19 protein-coding genes are annotated in these 20,602 nt (G+C 45.5%); 8 read left to right on the forward strand and 11 right to left on the reverse strand.

Going from position 1 to position 20,602, the window contains the following annotated elements; genetic code table 11:
- Window positions 1–147: 147 nt before the first annotated feature.
- The 5 genes from DMB44_RS02095 to DMB44_RS02115 form a co-directional block, all read right to left on the reverse strand.
- Window positions 148–684 (reverse strand): hypothetical protein, encoded by a 537-nt coding sequence (locus tag DMB44_RS02095; protein ID WP_237265236.1) that lies wholly within the window; start codon window positions 682–684, stop codon window positions 148–150.
- A 48-nt stretch (window positions 685–732) separates the two neighbouring features.
- Window positions 733–1,944: a 2,3-bisphosphoglycerate-independent phosphoglycerate mutase gene (locus tag DMB44_RS02100; protein WP_110640395.1), complete on the reverse strand. Its 1,212-nt coding sequence runs from the start codon at window positions 1,942–1,944 to the stop codon at window positions 733–735.
- Window positions 1,945–2,099: 155 nt separating this feature from the next.
- Entirely contained in the window at window positions 2,100–3,554 is a 1,455-nt protein-coding gene (locus DMB44_RS02105; RefSeq protein WP_110640396.1) for an NAD(P)-dependent oxidoreductase, read from the reverse strand.
- A gap of 109 nt (window positions 3,555–3,663) precedes the next feature.
- On the reverse strand, window positions 3,664–4,050 hold the full coding sequence (locus DMB44_RS02110) for a DUF1634 domain-containing protein (protein ID WP_110640397.1): 387 nt from the start codon (window positions 4,048–4,050) through the stop codon (window positions 3,664–3,666).
- The gene (locus DMB44_RS02115) at window positions 4,050–5,030 is read right to left on the reverse strand and encodes a sulfite exporter TauE/SafE family protein (protein WP_110640398.1); all 981 of its coding nucleotides are present in this window, start codon (window positions 5,028–5,030) and stop codon (window positions 4,050–4,052) included. The genes DMB44_RS02110 and DMB44_RS02115 overlap by 1 nt, the downstream gene beginning before the upstream one ends.
- Before the next feature lie 135 nt (window positions 5,031–5,165).
- Here DMB44_RS02115 and DMB44_RS02120 point away from each other — a divergent pair, with 135 nt between their 5' ends.
- The 3 genes from DMB44_RS02120 to DMB44_RS02130 all read left to right on the forward strand — a co-directional run bounded on the left by DMB44_RS02120 (window position 5,166) and on the right by DMB44_RS02130 (window position 7,476).
- Window positions 5,166–5,375: a hypothetical protein gene (locus DMB44_RS02120; RefSeq protein ID WP_110640399.1), complete on the forward strand. Its 210-nt coding sequence runs from the start codon at window positions 5,166–5,168 to the stop codon at window positions 5,373–5,375.
- Window positions 5,376–5,561: 186 nt separating this feature from the next.
- On the forward strand, window positions 5,562–6,503 hold the full coding sequence (locus DMB44_RS02125) for a hypothetical protein (protein WP_237265237.1): 942 nt from the start codon (window positions 5,562–5,564) through the stop codon (window positions 6,501–6,503).
- A 127-nt stretch (window positions 6,504–6,630) separates the two neighbouring features.
- The gene (locus DMB44_RS02130) at window positions 6,631–7,476 is read left to right on the forward strand and encodes an aldo/keto reductase (protein ID WP_110640638.1); all 846 of its coding nucleotides are present in this window, start codon (window positions 6,631–6,633) and stop codon (window positions 7,474–7,476) included.
- Between the two features lie 476 nt (window positions 7,477–7,952).
- Here the strand turns inward: DMB44_RS02130 and DMB44_RS02135 are convergent, their stop codons facing one another.
- Together DMB44_RS02135 and acs are read right to left on the reverse strand one after the other, a co-directional pair.
- Entirely contained in the window at window positions 7,953–8,549 is a 597-nt protein-coding gene (locus tag DMB44_RS02135) for an acetate uptake transporter (RefSeq protein WP_237265238.1), read from the reverse strand.
- Between the two features lies 1 nt (window position 8,550).
- The gene (gene acs, locus DMB44_RS02140; protein WP_110640400.1) at window positions 8,551–10,494 is read right to left on the reverse strand and encodes an acetate--CoA ligase; all 1,944 of its coding nucleotides are present in this window, start codon (window positions 10,492–10,494) and stop codon (window positions 8,551–8,553) included.
- Between the two features lie 562 nt (window positions 10,495–11,056).
- On the opposite strand from acs, the gene DMB44_RS09390 reads away from it, so the two are divergent.
- Window positions 11,057–11,542, forward strand: a complete 486-nt coding sequence (locus tag DMB44_RS09390; RefSeq protein WP_110640401.1) for a hypothetical protein — start codon at window positions 11,057–11,059, stop codon at window positions 11,540–11,542.
- A 49-nt stretch (window positions 11,543–11,591) separates the two neighbouring features.
- Here DMB44_RS09390 and fdhD read toward each other — a convergent pair whose 3' ends face one another.
- The 4 genes from fdhD to DMB44_RS02165 all read right to left on the reverse strand — a co-directional run bounded on the left by fdhD (window position 11,592) and on the right by DMB44_RS02165 (window position 16,479).
- Window positions 11,592–12,419 carry a formate dehydrogenase accessory sulfurtransferase FdhD gene (gene fdhD, locus DMB44_RS02150; protein WP_237265239.1) on the reverse strand — a complete coding sequence of 276 codons (828 nt, stop codon included), beginning with the start codon at window positions 12,417–12,419 and terminating at the stop codon, window positions 11,592–11,594.
- Window positions 12,406–12,852 (reverse strand): DUF1641 domain-containing protein, encoded by a 447-nt coding sequence (locus DMB44_RS02155; protein ID WP_110640402.1) that lies wholly within the window; start codon window positions 12,850–12,852, stop codon window positions 12,406–12,408. Before DMB44_RS02155 ends, fdhD begins: the two co-directional genes overlap by 14 nt.
- Window position 12,853: 1 nt before the next feature.
- On the reverse strand, window positions 12,854–15,796 hold the full coding sequence (gene fdhF / locus DMB44_RS02160) for a formate dehydrogenase subunit alpha (RefSeq protein WP_110640643.1): 2,943 nt from the start codon (window positions 15,794–15,796) through the stop codon (window positions 12,854–12,856).
- A gap of 101 nt (window positions 15,797–15,897) precedes the next feature.
- Window positions 15,898–16,479, reverse strand: a complete 582-nt coding sequence (locus tag DMB44_RS02165) for a hypothetical protein (RefSeq protein WP_110640403.1) — start codon at window positions 16,477–16,479, stop codon at window positions 15,898–15,900.
- A 314-nt stretch (window positions 16,480–16,793) separates the two neighbouring features.
- Here DMB44_RS02165 and DMB44_RS02170 point away from each other — a divergent pair, with 314 nt between their 5' ends.
- The 4 genes from DMB44_RS02170 (at window position 16,794) to DMB44_RS02185 (ending at window position 20,601) form a co-directional block, all read left to right on the forward strand.
- Window positions 16,794–18,467, forward strand: coding sequence for an APC family permease (locus DMB44_RS02170; RefSeq protein ID WP_110640404.1), 1,674 nt, complete (start codon window positions 16,794–16,796; stop codon window positions 18,465–18,467).
- 337 nt (window positions 18,468–18,804) lie between these two features.
- Entirely contained in the window at window positions 18,805–19,671 is an 867-nt protein-coding gene (locus DMB44_RS02175) for a heme o synthase (protein ID WP_110640405.1), read from the forward strand.
- A gap of 146 nt (window positions 19,672–19,817) precedes the next feature.
- A complete protein-coding gene (locus DMB44_RS02180; protein ID WP_201796916.1) occupies window positions 19,818–20,186 on the forward strand; it encodes a 50S ribosomal protein L18e in 369 nt (122 codons plus the stop codon).
- A 4-nt stretch (window positions 20,187–20,190) separates the two neighbouring features.
- A complete protein-coding gene (locus DMB44_RS02185) occupies window positions 20,191–20,601 on the forward strand; it encodes a 50S ribosomal protein L13 (protein WP_110640406.1) in 411 nt (136 codons plus the stop codon).
- Window position 20,602: the final 1 nt, after the last annotated feature.

Consider the following 20,602-nt stretch of genomic DNA (forward strand, 5'->3'; position numbering starts at 1 on the left):
TCCTTCCCTCAAACTCCTAACTTCTCTTTAAAAGATATTCAGATATGGGCTTAAGCTTCAAAAGTCTTATCGCAGCAGTATTGATATTTATAAGTGCTGGCAGACTCGTTTTTCGCCTAATACTTCGATATTTGATATCAGATCAGTTCACAGATAATCGTACTTGCTGTCTTCCTCGTCCACATCATCCTCGTAATCTACCTTCTGCACTGTAACTTTATTTTCCTCTCCATTCTTCAATGATGAGACGAAGCCACCAGTAAGCGAAAAGGCTATGAGTATGGCAATTGAAGAAGGTACAATTATGAAAAAGGTGTAGATGACACCGGCATATGAATACAGGTATGTGGCAAAGTTTGAAATTGATACTACACCGCTGGTAGAGAGCGGCAGGACTCCATAACCCACGTATTTCTCGGCGATTCCCAGAGCACCGGTTCTGAACGGGTAGAGCAGCACTGCGATTATCACAAAAAGTCCGGAGACGGCGAGAGAACTGATGAAGCCGTTTCTCATGTTTCCAGATTTTCTTCCTCCCAGATAACCAGCTAGGGCGGGTCCAGTCACAGGTAGCCACCAGAGTATGACGGAAAAGAGTAGCATGTAGGCGAAACCAGAATAGAGTGAATACACATTTTTCTCATTCGATACCTCTTCCTTTACACCAGCCATGGAATATGCCATTGTCTGACAAAAACAAAAATAGTATTTTAGCTTATCTATGAGCAAGCATTAAGATCCAAATTTCTCAGATCTGCCAGCGAGTTGCATCAATATGTCCATGACATTGTAGCTTGTTATACGCAATGCTCCAAAACTTGAGGAGAATTCGTCGAAAAACTGAACACCGTCATTCATAACACCTTCCGTGTAGAAAACGATAGGAACTGGATCACCTGAATGATCCCTGAATGAGCACGGCGTGCTGTGGTCGCCTGTTATGCATAATACGGTTCTTTCACCTATGGTTCTCAATGGTTCAAGACCTTTATCTATTTCTTCGATTACCTCTCTTTTGAGCAGATAATTCCCATCATGGCCGGCAACGTCCGTCGCCTTTATGTTCACAAGAATGAAGTCATGGCTTTCTGTCAGCTGAACGGCCTTTTCGATTTTCCCTCTATAGTTTGATCCAACGGTTCCTGTGGCACCTGGAACGTCGAAGACATCCATCCTGAGAAGACTGCACAGGCCCTTTAGCCATGGGCTTCCGACGACGCAGGCACCTCTCATATGGTTCTTCTCCAGGAACGACGGGATATCAGGCACTTTGCCTGGGCTTCTGATCAGGAGTTCGTTACCGGGCAGCTTGCCATTCTTTGCCCTTTCTCTGTTGACCTCATGATTGGACAGCACCTCCCTCGCTCGATCGAGATAGGCATTGATGACCTCTGCTGTGCGATCTGCAGACGGATCCAGCGATCTTATGCGTTCAGGTGGCAAACCTTCCTTATGCGGATCTGAATCTGTGATCCTGTCAGATAAATCTGGGCCAGACACCACCAGTGCAGCTCGATGTTCAACTCCGCTCTTTACCCTGAATTTATAGTCGCCCATATCGATGCTAATAGCGGATGCTAGTGCATCATTGCCCCTGTTCTCCCTTCCTGCCCTCCTGTCTGTGATCTTTCCGTTTATGTTTGTGGCAAAATTTGCTCTGAAGGCCAGATCACCGGGATTTATATTCATACCAAGCCCCAGAGCCTCAAATGGGCCTCTGCCCGGGTAGTATATCTTTGGATCATAACCGAGAAGTGACATGTGCGAGGTATCGGAACCGCATCTGATGCCAGGGGATATTGGATGCATTATTCCATTTATTCCGTGGGAAGCTATCCAGTTCAGGTTGGGCCTGAAAGCCGCCTGAAGCGGTGTTCTATTCTTCAGTTCATATCCAGGTCTGTCACCAAGGCCGTCGAGGACTATAAGTATGATGCTCTTCATCGTTTCATCGATTTACCTCCTGAATATAAAGGATCAGTGGCGGCTGATAAAATAGTGGAATATATATAAGTAAATTTATATTTGATGATTAAAATTATGATTATATCTCTAACGCATGCAAAATGTTTATAAACTGAGAGATGTATGCCTCATCTTCAGATCAATCCTCTGGTGGCATAGGCCTCCTGTGCAGCAGTATATGAGTATGGTTTGAACCTGTCCAGTATGGGCAGATCCTCGTACGATACCTGATCCATCACATTGAGATATTTGAGTATTCCTTGAACTGCTATATCGCCGTCCCTGACAGCACTTATGAGATCACGATTTGGGTTCGTGGAATCTCCACCCGAGAATACGCCCTCGATAGAGGTCATCCCATTCTGGTCGATGATGGGCTCGCCATGCGGATTCAGCCTCAGTTTCTTAACGTAATCACCTAGGAAGGAATAATCAGTTTCCTGACCCGTGGCCTCGATGACCATATCCACGTTTATTGTGTATACTTTATCCTTTATTGGTACAGGTTTTGCCCTTCCCTTTCCCTCCTTGACCATCTCATTCTTCCAGTATTTCATTGCAACTACTCTGCCGTTTTCTTTCACATATTCGAATGGAGTCACTTCCCACACATATTCAACGTTCTCCTCCTCTGCCTCCTCCATCTCCTCATCCGCATTCATGCTCGGATAACCTGGCCTGTCAACATCTCTCCTTCTGTACATTATGTATACATGCTTGGCGCCGAGCCGGAGTGAAGTTCTGGCTGAGTCGTTGGCTGTGAAACCTCCGCCGATGACTGCTACCGTATCTCCTACATCTATCCTTTCGCCGAAACTTGCCCTCTCGAGGAACTCTGTGGCATGCATCACATTCGGTGCATCGCTGCCTGGCGTACCGGTCATCCTGGGTTTATGATTCCCAACACCTAGAAATACGGCATCATAACTCTTTATTATCTGATCGAATGATATGTCTCTTCCCACCTTGGTATTCAGTTTGACATCCACGCCTCTGGATATTATGTACCCGATCTCCTTATCCAGGATGCTTTGCGGTAGCCTGTATCTTGGTATGCCAGTCTTCATGAACCCTCCAAGGGCAGGTCTCTCCTCGAACACTGTGACTTTGACACCTTGGAGGCTCAGATAATAGGCCACGGTCAAGCCTGCCGGGCCTCCTCCAATCACTGCCACCTTCTTTCCTATGAACTTTCTCTTCTGTGGTCTGAGAATCTCTCCATAGTCATCAAACTTGTCTGCAGCATAACGCTTCAGGTGCCTTATGGCTATCGGGCCCCCGCCATCGTACATGACGCACACATCTTCGCACATATGCGTGCATACCCTGCCTATTATGGCCGGAAAGGGAAGGGTTTCCATGATGATCCTCACAGTCTGAGCCGGATCTCCAGCTGCCGTACTCCTTATGTAGCCAGATATGTCCAGACTGGCGGGGCATGCTGCAGAACACATATTACAGCCTAAGCATCTGCTTGCCTCGGCAATTGCCTCCTCATCGGTATAATTATCCAGCGGTTCCAAATCAAACGTCTTAGCCCTTTCCCCAGGTTCAGCCTTTTTTATCCGGACTCTTTCAAAACTAAGCATGGGATCACACCTTTGCTATCTTAAATTGACTAATAAACATTCTTTAGTTTTCAGCCTGAAATTGAAACATCCAGCAATTAAAGAGTTTCTTCCATACATGCGGAAAGCCTCATATATGGGGAATCACCAGCATAGCGAAGAACAGATTGAAGAGCACAATTATGCTCAATGCTATGTAAAGCCTATTCTTGGTCAGGAGGAAGGATATTAAAGCAATGATCACGCTGGTGATTGGCGTGAAGACAAGAACCCACAGGCCGGTGGCTATGAAGAAAATGCCGTCAAGATGGATCAGGCCCTCAGGTATTAGACCCAGATATATGTATTTTGAATTCACCTTTAGCTCTGGGTTGTAGCTTGCTATCTGGGCAAGGGTGAATCCAGATCCACCATTCTTTATGAAGATCAACAGCACACCAAAAATAATGAAGAACATGCTTATGGATACACCGACTCTAAGCGCATAACTTATAGCAAGATCACGATCAAAACGCATCAGGCCTCACCCTTCTCCTCTATCTTCCTCATTACATGGTACATAATCACGATGGCAATTATGGAGATCACCGTAGATATTGCAAACTGCACATATGGAGATATCAAAATCACCCTTATTATATAGAAGCCCTTGAGAACCATCTGTATGCCGAGAAACATCAATATTGCAAAGAATATCCATCTGATGCTTCTGTTTGTTATCCTGACAAGGATCTTGGCACCAAGAAAGGCTCCTATCAGTACCCCGATCGCCGTCGCTGCGGCTATGAAAGGCTGTATATATCCGGCATACCAGTAAATTGAGCTGCCAGTTGCAGCTGTTATGCCTATCATAAAGTTGCTTGAAGTGGTCGTAACCTTCATGGGTAGATTTATGGCCCAGTCCATCCCAAGAACCTTCAGAGCGCCACTGCCTATGCCCAGAAGACCAGAGATCATGCCGGCAAAGAACATTATGATCTCACCCAGCCACCATCTCACTCCTGAGTATTCAACATTCTTGTGCAATCTTGCATCATAATATGATCCAGAGAGCTGAAAGACTCTAGTTGTCCAGTCAGGCTTCAGCATCTTGGGTATTTCATATTTCCCACGCTGGATCGTGGGGACAAGAGATCCAAGAAGAACAAATCCGAAGATGACGTAGATCAACCAGGAGAGATGATGATCGTAGATGAACACGGCTGTTAGCGATCCGACTATTGCACCCGTCGTCGTTGCAACCTCCAGTCCGACGCCGAGCCTTATATTGGCTATCTTCTCCTTGGCATAGGCGCTAGCAGAACCCGCGCTTGTGGCTATGGTGGAAATGAGGCTTGCGCCTGTCGCATAAATTATGGGTATGCCGTAAAACAGAGTCAGAACCGGAACGAGAACGGTACCGCCTCCGAGACCGGTGAGAGATCCTATTAGACCGGCGATGAAGGCACCGGCAACTATTGACAGAAATCTGATTATGATCTCAATGAGCGTTAACATTCTCTGCGATATCACCTTTTTTTATAAATTATTTCTCGTTATCTGGTAGTCATTAGAACAGAATCGTTAAAATTTTTCTCTATTCTGGCAGAAATACGACACAAAATGTTAATTAACTTTACAAGATAGGGAAGTATGGAAAGGGATGAAGCCATCTCCAAGATAACCGATGATCTTAAAAAGCGTTATTCAGATCTGAAATTCATAGGCGCAGATTCGCTGAAACATGACGATACGCTAAAGGAATATTCGATCATAGTTAAATACAAGGTCAGGAATGAGGATAGGGCTACGGTCTATTATTTTGACGAGTCCGGAAAAATCCTAAGGCATTTTAACCTCTAATATCCCAATACGACAGCGCATCGATAACTATCATCTTAATTTGAAAGCTACATCCGATCCTTAACAAGTTTATCCGGATATCAATAAATGCGAATAAATAGAAATTATTATTTTTTAATATCTAATAATACTTTATAATAACAAGCAGAACATACTGCTTATATTTAGTCATTTAGTCTGATAATTATGAAATCTTCGCTGTTGATCATATTGATTGTTGGAATCTTGCTTATGATCCCTGCCACCGCACTGGCATCATCCGGAGCAAGCTCAATATCTGTATCACCCTCCACGGTCTCTATCCCTGCAGGATCATCATCAACCATAAGTTATTCCGTCAAACTTGTATCTGGATCAACATGGGGCACCAGCATATCCGCCACAGCCCCTTCGGGCATAACTGTGACCTTTAGCGACAGCAGCGGTGATCCACCATTTTCCGGTACCGCTACGATCATAGTGGGCAAGACTGTATCTCCCGGAACATACACGATCCAGCTGAGCGCAAGTGGGGACGATCCATCCACATCGCCAACGACTGTCACTGTGGATGTGACTAATGCGACTGTTTCTCCTCCATCTCCTCCACCTGTCACCCCTGCGGTTCATGTTAATTATGTGCCGTTCGTCATTGGTGGTCTCTCCATTGGTCTCTTCATAGTGTTCATTGTGCTCTTTTCTGTTTTCTTCTCGGGCTATGCTCCGATAGTCAGGTCTGCATCATTCATCATAACGGCGGCTCTTGCGCTGTATCTAATAATCTTTGATCGAATACTCTTCACGGCAGCCTACTATCACTGGCTCGGCCTTGTCGTGTATCTTGTGCTTTCTGTTGCGATGTTTCTCATGTCTCTGTTTGGTTCGACGAGCATGCGGCGTCTCTCCCTCTACGCGCTGGCCGGAGGAAATACTCTGTTGGGACTATTGATGATATCGGATGCTGTTGCCGGACTTCCCGTTTCCTCACTTGCTGGCGTGACGAAGAACGTCGGCTGGAATTACCTCTTCGGGTTCGGCACCACCTCTATTTCGACCATATCCATATCACTTGCCTTCACCCTCCTGTTGATATTCACCGGTATCTACGCTGGATCGTCACTTGCGTCGGCTAGATCTGGGAAAAGATGATGTCTATAATCTCTTTATCGATCTGCATACGATTCTCCGATGCTCGGCTGTAGCGTTCGATTTTCGCTAAAAAAGCAGCGGTCATCGATATGGCAAAATTAAAATGGAGGGATCTTTTAGATTCAAGATGGATTTCAAGGATTTTGGAAAGACCGGGGAAAAGGTTTCGAGGATCGGCATAGGCACGTATTACGATGTTAAATGGATGTTCCTCGCCAGGCTTGGAAGAAGGCCTGGTTCGGAGATGAAGATCCGGGCAATCAGAACTGCGGTGGAGAGTGGCGTGACGCTCATCGATACTGCCGAGGTATACGGAAGTGAAGATCTGATCGCAAAGGCAGTAGATGGTGTGCCCCGTGAAAATCTATTCATGGCCACGAAGGTGTGGATAACTCATCTTTCCTATGATGCTACAATAAAGGCCTGTAGGCGCAGCCTTGAACGTCTAAATACAAAATACATCGATCTCTATCAAATACACTTCCCGTCCCCAATCGGAGATATCGGCGGTACATTGAAGGCTATGGAGAAGCTTGTTGACGACGGTCTGATTAGATATATCGGCGTTAGCAATTTCAATCTTGACCAGCTAAAGCGTGCAATGGAACTCATGAACAGATACGAAATAGTGAGCAATCAGGTACATTACAGTCTGAGGCACAGGGGCCCTGAAAAGGATATGATAAGGTTTGCAGATCAGAACGGCTTGGCAATACTCGCTTGGTACCCTCTAGAGCATGGCGATCTCGTTAAGGACGAGGCCTATCCCGAGGTTTTTCTCAGAGAACTGCGTACCAGATACCCTGATGTTAAAGCCTCACAGATAGCCCTTAGCTATCTGATGGATGCAAACAGATACGTGTTTCCAATACCGAGGGCATCAAATCCAGATCATGTGAGAGAAAATATAGCAAGCGTCAATTACAGATTGTCCGAGGATGACATAAGAATTCTCAGAGAGTATTTCAGCTGACAGCAGAAAATAAGGTCAGCGCGTCTAGGCTTAGCTCTGATAGATGTAAAAGATCGATATAAAAGATTTTACAAAGACAGAAGCAAGAAAGCTCCGACCTTCAGGGAGGAGATGAATTGGGAAAGACATAATAATCTGGAAGGAAATACTATGTTTGTGGAAAGTCCTGTGAATAAGTACTTCATGTAAGGCATGCAGGATACTCCCACAATAAAACCAGTTAAAAGCTGGTTTGGAATGCCTCCGCAATCCGTCCTCCAGCACTGCGGATAAAGGCATATCCAGATTGCACGCAGACAGGGGTGCGTGCAAAGGGATCACTGATACCCCCCAGAGGGGCAACGTTTGGGACAGGAACGACCCCAAAACTCAAGAATGGAAGTTCTGCAAAACGCTCCCAGACCGCGAGGGATGATGGAGTAACAGGAAGCAAAAGCAGAACCTCCGTCGCTTTAGCGGGGAGAGTATGTCGGGGTTCATTTCCTTTTGAACATTCCAGGTCCGATTGGTATGCTGTCTGGCCTCAACGAGTTTATCACTATTGCAAAGCTTGTGTATGCAGCGAAAGCGGCGGCCAGTATACCGAAATATCCACCGGCGTGTGTCAGCGCCATGGAGGAATAGATTGATCCCGTCCCAAGAGTGAAGAACGCCATAAAAAGGAAGAGGAATGTGAGGTTGAGAGTCAGAGAGGCCATCATTGCCCCAACCCACATATAGAGTGTGAATATGCCCCATAGTATCAGTGCCCAGCCTACTGCGACAGAAGGAAGGGACGGGACGAGATGCAAATCAACCATGATGATCATGATTGAATAGAACATCCAGAAGGATCCGTAGCTTGTGAACGCGGTGAATCCGAATGTATTGCCTCTCCTCATCTCCCAGGAACCCGTTATGAGTTGCGCAAGTCCGCCATAAGCGATGGCCAGTGGTACAACGACGCCAACGCCATCCGATCCTATGAAGCCGGCGTTTATGAAGCTCAGCAGAAAGGTCGTGAAGGCAAATCCAGCCAGACCAAGTGGAGCCGGATCAGCACTCATAACCTTTTCTAATGTGTTCTCCGTCACCTCAATCACCCATGGCCTCTCCCTTGAAGCTCTCTATGGCGCTTCTGATCTCGTCAACCGATGAGGAATCTTCCAGAGTGGTGAGATCGCCCGGTATCTGATTGAGCGCAACCGCCTTAACCACCCTCCTCATGATCTTACCACTTCTTGTCTTCGGTAGCAGCTTTACGAGTCTTATCTCATCCGGAACATATATCGGGCCAAGGTCTGCCCTGATCCTCTTGCGTATCTCGGTGATAAGCTCATGCTTATCTGCATTGGCATTTCTAGGTACCACAAATGCGGATATTGCCTCGCCTTTAACGGGATCAGGTTTTCCAAAAACAGCGGCTTCCACAGCCAGCCCAGTGGCAACGATCGCATCCTCGATCTCAATGGTACCAAGGCGATGCCCGGACACATTCATGACCTCATCTGATCTTCCAAGAAGCCAGTAATAGCCGTCTTCATCTTTAACAGCATAGTCTCCACAGTAGTAGTATCCTGGGAATTTTGAGAAGTAAGTTTTCACATATCGATCATCATCGTTGTTCACGGTCATAAGCATGCCTGGCCATGGCCTTCGAAACACGATATAACCCTTCTCGCCAGGCCTGGTTTCACCACCGTTATCGTCAAGTATGGCAGGGTCAACGCCCGGCAATGGGAATGTGGCAGATCCTGGTTTGAGCGGAGGAAGGCCCAGGCCCTTCTGCGGTGCTATCATGAAGCCACCTGTTTCCGTCTGCCAGTATGTATCAATTATGGGACATCTTGAGTTACCTATGACATCATAGTACCATTTCCATGCAGCCGGATTTATCGGTTCTCCTACTGTTCCAAGTACCTTGAGCGTGCTGAGATCGTGTTTCTGCGGATACTTCTCTCCAAATTTCATAAGGGTACGTATGGCTGTAGGTGAGGTGTAGAGTATGTTGACCCTGTACTTTTCTATGATCTCCCAGAGCCGATCCGGCTCAGGATAGGTTATTGAACCTTCATACATGATGCTTGTCAATCCCAGCATGAGGGGCGCGAATACTATGTAGCTGTGTCCGGTTATCCATCCAATATCCGCTGCACACCACCATCTGTCGTCTTCGTCCGGATCGAATGCCCACTTCAGTGTACTCGTGACCCATACTGAATAGCCTCCGGTGCTGTGTACAGCTCCTTTGGGTTTACCAGTCGTTCCAGAGGTATAAAGTATAAAGAGAGGATCGTTGGCGTCCATATGTTCAGGTTCGACATAGGTATGCGAATCTCCGACAATCTCATGATACCATATGTCCCTGTCCTCCGTCATATTGATTTCATTCTTCGCATGCTTTATGACGATCACGTTTCTTACCGTGGACGTCATCTCAAGCGCTTCGTCGGCTATCTTCTTCAGCTCAACTATCTTTCCATTCCTGAATCCGCCGTCTGCGGTTATGAGCAGGACAGCCTTAGAGTCATTTATTCTCTCCGCGAGTGCTCCTGCACCGAATCCGGCAAATACGAATGAAAATACTGCCCCTATCCTAGCGGCAGCAAGCATTGCCACCGGGGCTTCTATGATCATTGGGAGATACAGGACTATTCTGTCTCCCTTTTTTATCCCCAGGTTGAGCAGCGCTTTGGCAAGATTATTGACTCTGCGGTAGAGGCCGTCGTATGTAACGATCTTTTCTTCTCCATTCTCTCCAATCCATATATAGGCCGCTTTATTCCTCCTGTGTCTTTCCAAATGTCGGTCCACTGCGTTATAGGATACATTCAGTTTGCCTCCAACGAACCACCTGTAAAATGGTTTTTTAGAATCATCAAGAACCTTACTCCATCTAGTGTACCAAGTGAGAATTTCAGCTTGTTTTGACCAGAAGTTTTCTGGATCCTCAAGCGATTTTCTGTATATTTCAGCATACGCGTTCATTCCTGGATTGTACACCTCATCCATTGGTAATGTCCCCTTTTGGCTTTCCATATGTTAGCATATGTTAACTATATTTATAGCTTTTGAAAAGCAATAATATTTTTCTAGAATAAATATATTATAGGTAATTCATATAATATAATTTATGGAAAAGTTAGGAGTTTGAGGGAAGCAGTAAAACTCTTTCTTTGGACAAGAGATGCACGAATTTCCCTCAATAGAAACTATGTATATCAGATTCGCATGAATAGATTATCCACACATGAGATAGCAGGGCACTCTCTCGAAGAGTAATAGGGCTAAGTTAGACAACGAAGCAGATCGGTTTCAGCGGCATGTTCTCCGTAAGGAGAAGGGATACATGCCTCAGTCCATATGCCGAAACCGGGCTGTGGATCGATGCCCGAACGGAATGATGAATAACCTCCTCCCTCTTGCAAAGGAACGCCAGTCGGCCGATCGCTGCGGTTCAACGAAACCTCATCTGCGGGTGGAGGGGAGACTAGCAACAAGCTCAGAAACTTTAGCGATGATTAGCTGACAAAAAAATTCTTTGGTTCATGCTGTTCGGCAATAATGATTTTTAACTTGTTCCTAATAAGGGAGGGATATAATGACACATACAGGATTGAGATCATTCCGATCAGAAATCTCCAGGAACGTCTACGACGAAGCCTGGCTTACCGTCTTGGCCGGAAAAAACCATCGAAGGGTTCACTTGATACGCGACGGCAGGCGGATCGTAGTTATCGATTTCAATAATGAAGATTTTGATGTATGGAGATATATATCTGACTCAGTGAGCAGAGTAGGATATATTTCGGCCGTTCTGAGATCCATGACTGAAGAGGTCCATCCCAAGAAGAAGGAGCCATTCATGGAGGTAAGAGGATTCCTGATCTATAAGAAAGATTCAAAGATATACTGGGAGATGATCTCAGCGCAGGACATGATGGATGCAATGCAGCACGATGCGGTTACAGGAAAGAAGATAAAGGCGGATCCTCTGGATATATACTGCGGTGCCGATGGTGAGTGTCTTGACTATCTTGGAAGATCAATAGTATTTGTAAAAAAGCCAAGCACAGTGTACAAATAACACATCTATATATTTTCATGAACGATACGACTGGATCGACGATACGTTGTCAAGGCAGAATGCGCTCTGGATGCGAATAGACGTTGAATCTGTCGTTTCTGAGGAAGCAGATCAGTGTTATTCCCATTGACTCTGCAACCTGAACGGCAAGGCTTGATGGCGCCGACACGGATGCAACTATCGGAAAGCCTGCTATAAAAGCCTTCTCAACGATCTCAAAGCCAGCTCTACCAGAAACCATCAGGATGCCGGCGTCCATATCCACGTTTTCTATCATTGTATACCCGATTACCTTATCAACTGCGTTATGGCGCCCTATGTCCTCGCAGGCGATCTTCAGATATCCATCGGTATCGAAGAGTGCAGCGGCATGAACGCCGCCAGTGGTCATGAACAAGCTCTGCGCATATGCCATTTTTGCTGGAAGAGACAGGATGGTATGCAGATCTATCCGCGCGTCATCTCTTATCTTTCCATGTCGCATCAGCAGATCGGCTATGGTTGAACGCCCGCAAACACCACATGCCGAATTTATGAATCTGGTCTGCACTCTGAAGCTGATTTTCCCACTTAATCTTACTGTAACGTGATTGCGTCTGGATACCCCATCGTATTCTATCCCGTCTATTCCATCGATATCGGCTGGGCCTGAGAGGAAACCCTCAGAATAGAGGAATCCAGCTGCCAGATAGTTGTCCATGATAGGTGTACGCATTATCACCCCGACTCTTTCTGAATCACCGTTCAGTTCCTCAATATCAATGGCCAGAGGTTCTTCGACTGCTATGTCATCCATGGTCTTGATGAAACCCGTCTCCTGCCTGAAAGTAATTATTTCCCGCCGCGTCTTTCCAGAGGTGTGTTCACTCACCTCCATGCGTATCACCGCCCTTTCCCAGCGAACCTATTATGGAGAGAACAGTGCGAAGACCAGCCGCAACATCTGGATCTTTGATCATCGAATTGATCTTGATCAGGCTCAGGCTTCCACGATCTCTCTGCTCATGCGAGTGGTTGATTGCATAAGATATCCCCCTGGTTACGGTCTCAAGGATCGAGGGATCCAATGAACTCAGAAGGGAATATATCAGCAGAAGATTCGTTATGAACCTTCTATTTCGCTCCTCTGACGCCTGCTTAGATAATATGGCTATTATATCGTTCCTCTTCTCAGAAAGAGCCCTCATCATATCCAGAATTCCAGAAGTCTTGAGGCTCTTGATCAGATCGCCAACGTCTTCCAGCCATTCTTCAATTTCCGATCCATCCGTCATTCTTTGAATATCAATCTCTTCTATCTTCTTAGCCATATCAATCGCCTGTCAGTTTGACATAATCGCCTCTTTGCCACTTCATTTCAACCATGACCCCGATCTGTGGATGTAGCTTACCAAATCTGGGATTCGTCCGGGGCATCGGGCTCATACCATGACCGTCCTCCAGTTTCTCCATCCTCACTGGTAATTCCTTGTATGCCGGTGTATGGGCAGCTGGATCCATCAATCTGCTTGTTAGGTTATTAACAGCAGACTCTCCACTTGAATTCATCGGTATGTACAGTTCCTTACCGGTAACCCTATTTGTCACGAGAACCCTCACCTTTATGCTGCCCCATCTGGATGTTATCCTTACAAGATCGCCATCCCTCAATCCATGTTCATTAGCCAGCTCCGGAGAGACTTCTACAAATGTGTTTGGTACCTTTTCCCTCAATCCAGCTGACCTGTAGGTTTCGTTCCCCTCATGGAAATGTTCCAGTATTCTGCCGTTGTTCAGATGGAGATCAAACTCTTCGTCAACAGAAATGGGCGGTGTATAACTTAGTGGATAGAATCTTGCCTTTCCATCAGGAAAATTGAACGTTTCGGTGTACAGCAGAGGGGTATCCTTCCCATCTTCTGATACGGGCCACTGCAGGCTCCTGAATCCTTCGAGCCTATCATAAGAGACGCCAGAGAATATTGGCGCAAGTTCAGAAGCTTCCTGCATTATCTCAGAGGGATTGCGATAATTCCATCCAGCCCCCAATCTGTTCGCAATATCCTGTATTATCTCCCAGTCTGGTCTGGAGTTTCCCAGCGGATCGAAGACCCTGTATATTCTCTGTATCCTGCGTTCTGTGTTGACAAAGGTACCCTCCTTCTCAAGGCTAGCGGCTGCAGGCAGAACAACATCGGCGTACTTTGCCGTCTCAGACATGAACATATCCTCAACAACCAGGAAATCCAATTTCTCAAGCTGTTTTCTTATGTAATCAGAGTCGGATCCTGTTTCCGCAAGCTCTTCTCCTATCACATACATGGCCTTTATTCTGTCGCTGTCTATGCCCTCAAGGCATGTATTGTTGTCCAGGCCTGGTTTATTCGGTATTTTGCATCCCCAGCGCTCCTCGAATTTCCTCCTTGCGTTATCATCAGAGACGTTCTGATATCCAGGTAGGTATGCTGACATAGCTCCAAAATCGCTCGCACCCTGCACATTGTTGTGGCCGCGCAACGGATAACCGCCAGTACCAGGCCTCCCGTAGTTTCCCGTCAGGAGAAGTAGATTGGAAAGTGCGGTTGAGGTGTCGCTGCCTGCCTGGTGCTGTGTTACACCCATGGCCCATATGGCACAGACATTCCTCGCATTATGGATCATCGAAGCTATCGTCTTAATTTCATCTACACCCACGCCAGAAACCTTCTCTGCGAATTCAAGCGTGAATGGTTCGAGACTTTTCAGGTAATCTTCATAGAAGTTTACGCGTTTTTGTATGAACTCCTTGGCCTGCCATCCCTGTTCTATTATGTATCTTGCAACGGCATTTATCCATACAAGATCCGTGCCCGGTTTCGGATGGATGAAGAGGTCGGCTCTCTTCGCCATCTCATGCATTCTCAGATCTGCCACTACTAGCTTCTGTCCATTGAGTTTATGCGCTCTTTTTATCCTTGCAGCTATCACAGGATGCGATTCAGCTGTATTTGTTCCAACCGCGAGTATTAGATCGGCTTTATACAGATCCATTATTGATCCTGCATCGCCACCATAACCAACAGTCCGCCATAGCCCAGTGGTTGCAGGGGCCTGGCAGAATCTCGAACTGTTGTCCACGTTATTTGTGCCGAAAACCTGTCTGGCAAGCTTCTGCATAAGATAAGCCTCCTCGTTCGTTCCCTTGGATGAGGCTATGAACTCTATGGCATCAGGGCCGTACTTCTCCTTCACCTCCCTCAGACGTTTTGCCACCAGATCAAGAGCCTCTTCCCATGTGGCCCTCCTGAACCTTCCATTTTCCCTTATCAGCGGATACGTTAATCTGTCCGGGCTGTTAACGAAGTCCCACCCGAACTTTCCTTTTACACAAGTAGAGATCGAATTTGCAGGTGATTCTGGCTTGGGCTGGACCTTCAAAATCCTGCGTTCTACTGTCCACATTTCAAATGAACATCCAACACCACAATAGGTACAGACCGTCTTCGTCTTTTTTATCCTTGAATCCCTCATCTTTGACTCTATATTACTCAACGCCATCACAGGATCCATGGTTATGATAGGCTCGAAGGACTTGACAAGGTCGATCATTGTCTCTTTGGTTCTCGGATCGATGTTGGTGAGGTAACCGGCATTTCCGATCATGGTCTTCTCCATCAGCGCATTGACCGGACAGACCGTAACGCAATGCCCGCATGAAACACAGGAGGAATCATTTATCTTTGATCCTTCGTCCCATACAACCCTTGGTCTCTCCAGAGTCCAGTCTATATGTATCGTCTCATTTACCTGAACATCCTGGCATGCCTCCACACAGCGTCCGCATAGGATGCACTGCGAAGGATCATAGACATAGAATGGGTTTGAATCATCAACTTCATAAGGTTTTTTGCTAAACTGGTACTTTTGCCTATCGATCTTGAGGTCAGCAACTGCGTTGTGAAGTTCACAGTCTCCATTGTTGTTATCGCATACAGTGCAATACAGATTGTGATTGGCCAGGATTCTCTGCACCGCCTCCTTTCTCAGATCCTTTATTCTGTCGGCGTTACTTATAATCGATATGCCATCCTTCGCATAGGTAGAACAAGATCGCACTATCTTTCCGTCGGCCTCTACAAGGCAGGTATCGCAGGTTTGAATTGGACCGAGGCTTGGATGGTAGCAGATATGGCTTATATCTATGCCATTTTTCATCAAGACCTGAAGGATGGTATCACCATCTTGCGCTGTGAACTCCTTACCATCTATCGATAACGAAAGCGTTCTGTCAGCCATGATACCGATCATTTATCTAAAATCATTATCACTATATAACAATTTTTAAAGTTATTGGAATATTAAAAATAAAGATATTCAAATTAATTTATATATAAATATCATAGAGGCAAATGCATCCCAAGCGAAAAAGTCGTTACGGCTGCAAAGAAAAGATACATAAGCCATGTTCCGGTGACCAGATGAAAGAATCCTTTGGCTCGAGTCCATGCTGCCGATTTGAGAAGGCTTGCAGGAATATCCGTTATGTAGACAAAGGCCAGAAGCACGAATAGCGTGCCAACTGGGATATCGCCCGCATTGAAGAAAACGAAGGCTCCTGTTATGCTTATCCAGAGAAATGCGATGGCCATAAAGCCATCAACGGTCGTGTCACCTTGCACATACTTGTTTATACCAAGTGCAAACCAGTGCACACCATAAGCCGTAAAGGCCGTGGCAGCCATGTACAGAACAGGTGAAGATTGGAAGGCTGAAAATATTGTAAGTCCAAGGAAAAGGTATGTGCCGGTGATAAACTGCATAAAGCCCGGCATCCATATTCCCCACTGACCAAGAACTTTATTTAGCTTTTCAGTGGTCTCTCTAGGTATTCTGAAAAATTCCCAGCCGCCCCATACATAATAACCGGTTCCAAGCCCGAAAAATCCTATAGCTAGAGGAGGTAATGAACCTAACACCATAAAATAAAAATGGACAGATGTATAAATATCTTCTTTCATATAAATCTGATAAAATGGATCATTATAATATAGGAAAGATTAGATCATTAGGATCGGAATAGGACAATTTTTCATATGATAAAAGGATACCAGCACTTAAATTTTGTCATAAAATCATAAACTTATATTAATACCTTAAAATGAATAAATAATATACAGAGCACTTTTTAGCATTATGTCTAAATATTTACAGTAGTAAGACATTTATTTAATAACTAATAGAATTCGGAAAATTTTTGAGAAGATTTAAATAGATAATATCATGATGTCATGCAATGACAGAGCAAGACACGTTTGTAAAGTCTACAACTTCCGATAAGAGATTCAGAAAAGAGCTCACCACTATTGATCTTCTCTTTCTGAGCCTCGGAGGAATTATCGGATCGGGATGGTTGTTCGCTGCTGCGGGAGCGTCTATGCTAGCTGGGCCGGCCGCCATACTGTCATGGATCATAGGCGGTCTGATAGTGCTGGTAATTGCGCTGGTCTATGCAGAGCTTGGGGGTATGATCCCCAGATCTGGGGCGATCGTAAGATACGGGCAGTATTCCCACGGTGGCCTTGCAGGATTTTTGTTCGGCTGGGCATACTTCCTCAGTGCTGTATCCGTACCTGCAATAGAAGCAGAGGGTGTTATAACATATGCGGGCACATATGTGCATGGGCTAGTTACAAGTACTGGTGTACTCACAGCACCTGGAATTGTGCTTGCTGCTCTGCTGATGCTTGGATTCTTCTTCTTGAACTACTTCGGCATCAAGGTGATGGGTAAAACAAACACCGGTATGACGTGGTGGAAACTTATAATCCCTTCAGCGACAGTTGCATTGCTTCTTGCTGTACACTTCAACATAAGCAACTTCTTCCTGAAAACCGGCTTCGTCACCTATGGCTGGTCAAGCGTGTTCGAAGCTATCTCCATTTCGGGCATAGTCTTCTCGTATCTCGGTTTCAGGCAGGCACTTGATTATGGTGGTGAAGCGAAGAATCCCCAGAGATCGGTTCCGATAGCTACCGTTCTTTCAGTGATCATAGGTATTGCACTATACACACTGCTTCAGGTTGTCTTCATAGGCCAGGTCAACTGGACAGCTGTTGGTGTCGCTCCAGGGCAATGGGCAGATCTGCAGGGTGGAGTTGTTACCGCACCATTTGCGACACTTGCCAGCTCTGCCGGCATGGTTTTCTTGGCCTATTTCCTCTTTGCTGATGCGTATGTGTCGCCTTCAGGTACGCTCAATGTTTATCTGGGCACATCTCAGAGGACGCTCTATGGGCTTGCAACCTTGGGCTATCTTGGAAAATCAATGTCTGATGTGAATGCGAAAACCAGGGTACCTATTCTGCCATTGATAGCATCGTTGATCATAGGTTACATATTCTTCGCGCCGTTTCCAAGCTGGTACAAGCTCGTTGGCTTCATATCATCGTCAACAGTATTCACGTACATAGTGGGCGGATCGGCGCTCCAGGTATTCAGGAGGGAGGCATCGGAACTCAAGAGGCCATTCAAGCTGAAGGGCGCATCAATACTCAGCCCCATTGCGTTTGTCGGTGCCACGCTGATCGTATACTGGAGCGGATGGCCACTTGTCGCATACCTCGTCATTGCAATACTGCTGGGACTCCTGGTGTATCTGGTGTTCTATGCGGCTGGGAAATCAGCTATAAACATCTTCTCAGGGAAGCATTTCAAGGGCGGAGCCTGGCTTCTTGCGTATATGGGCGTAATAACGCTACTATCATATTTCGGTGAGAAACCATACGGAGGAACTGGACTCATTCCGTTTCCATGGGACTTCCTAGTTATGATAGTGGTAGCCATAGCATTCTATTACTGGTCTGTTTACAGCGGGTTCAAGACCGATGAAATAACGGAGATAATAGAGACCAATATGCAGTATCTTCCTTCAGAGGAGGTTGCATCAGGGCCTGCCGGCAAAAAATAATTTATTTTTCTTATTTTTATCACGTTAGATGCATAATAATGATATTACGTCAAAATGATCGGGTAGAGTAGGATATCTGATATTAATGTAGACATATTCTTAAACCTATAATAATGGGAATGGTGCAGGCCGAATATGCGCCGGTTGACATCACAATATGGAGCTTCTTCATAGCATATAAGCACAGGCAGATATCCCCCGATGAAAGGAAGTTCGTAGATTCAACTGAGGGGTAGTTTGCTTTCATCGATCAATATATTCTGTGGCACTGAACATTCGGTCGCAAGAAACATTAACCCAGACATAAAATTAATCTATTGCAAAGGGATTAGACCATATGACGAGCAGAGCAGGGCTGTATTTCTCCTATACCAAACCAAAGGTATGGTCTTTGCTCGTTTTTGTCGGCGCAATAGGCGCTGTCATAGCTGTACCATATTTCACGATATATTATTCACTCCTGATCCTGCTGGCAGTCGTATCGATAATGCTTGGATCCATGGGCGCTGAGGCCACGACCAACTATATAGATAAAGATATAGATGCAGTTATGTCCCGTACCATGAAGAGGCCGCTGGTAACAGGAAAGATAAAACCTAGAAACGGTCTCATATTCGGATTGGTTCTTATGTCTGCATCTATTGCACTGCTCCTTATCTTCGGAAAGGTGTATGCAGCGCTTTTTATGGTTCTTGGGCTGTTTGACAACGTTTTCGTCTATTCATACCTGACGAAGAGACGAACACCATGGAACATCATTCTAGGTGGTTTTTCTGGTGGTTTCCCGGTGGTCATCGGCTGGTATACAATAACGGATAAATTTTCAATCCTCCCATGGTTCTTGTTTTTGCTTGTGGTCGTTTGGATACCGATACATGTATGGAGTCTTGCATACAGATACAGAGATGACTATAACAAGGCGCACGTACCTATGATGACATCAATACATAATGACAGGATATCCGCAATATGCATATCATCAGCGGCAATTATTCTTTTTGCCTTCTCCATAATCCCTGTATTCTTCAAAGTGATGCCCTATACATATATGATTCTAGCTTCAGCCATAGCCATTCCAATGATATTCTATTCAATAGTATTTGTCAGGCATCCCGATAGAAAGAATTCTCTGAAGCTATTCATATACAGCAGTCCTTATCTGGCCATAATATTTGTTCTGGTGCTAATTTTCAGGTTTCTATAATAATTTGAATTAGGAAAGAAGAGGCCGTTATCACTCATCGTTTACATCCTAACATCTCATGTCTTCATTCTTCAAGCCACATCTGCATGAGGAAAATCACAATATTTATTAAGGTCGCATTATTTGCTGTCTATCGGTGTTGATCAATGTCATTGGATGCTTCAAGGAAGACTAGCAAGGCCTTAACCTCAGAAATAGAAGTGCTCTCCACAATATCTCGGGAGAACGGATCTGAAATTTGGAGGGATATTGCGCAGAGGCTTGCATCTGGAAGGAGGAGATATGCTTCTGTTAACCTTTATAAGATCGATAGGTATGCGAAGGATGGGGATGTAATAGTGGTGCCAGGCACTGTCCTCGGCGTAGGGAAGATAAGCAAGAAGGTTACCATAGGCGCATACAAATTCTCTAGATCTGCAATAGAAAAACTTTCTAATTCAGGTTGCGCATTCATGAACATATCGGAGCTGGCAAAGGACAATCCCAAGGGGACAAATGTAAAGATAATGAGGTAAGATCATGAGAGTAATTGATGCTTCTGGTGCTATTTATGGACGGCTTTCGGCCTATGTGGCTAAGAGACTTCTGGAAGGGGAGGAGATTACCATAATCAATGCCTCCAAAGCAGTTATAACGGGTAATAGGTCTTTCGTAATTGGAAAATTCAAGGAACGCCTGGACATAGGAAGCGTCAGAAAAGGTCCGTACTATCCAAAGACACCAGAGAATATACTCCGGAGATCCATAGGGGATATGCTTCCTAAAAAGATAACGAAAGGAAAAGAAGCACTTTCAAGGTGCAGGGTATACAGGAATGTTCCATCAGATATTGAAAAGGATAAAATAGAAAAGATCGCGGATGTGCTAACAGACAAGGTCTCAGGTATTATAACCCTTGAGGATCTTTCCAAGGAGCTAGGAGGTTATTGAA

The organism is Thermoplasma sp. Kam2015 (genome assembly GCF_003205235.1).
Classification (GTDB): domain Archaea; phylum Thermoplasmatota; class Thermoplasmata; order Thermoplasmatales; family Thermoplasmataceae; genus Thermoplasma.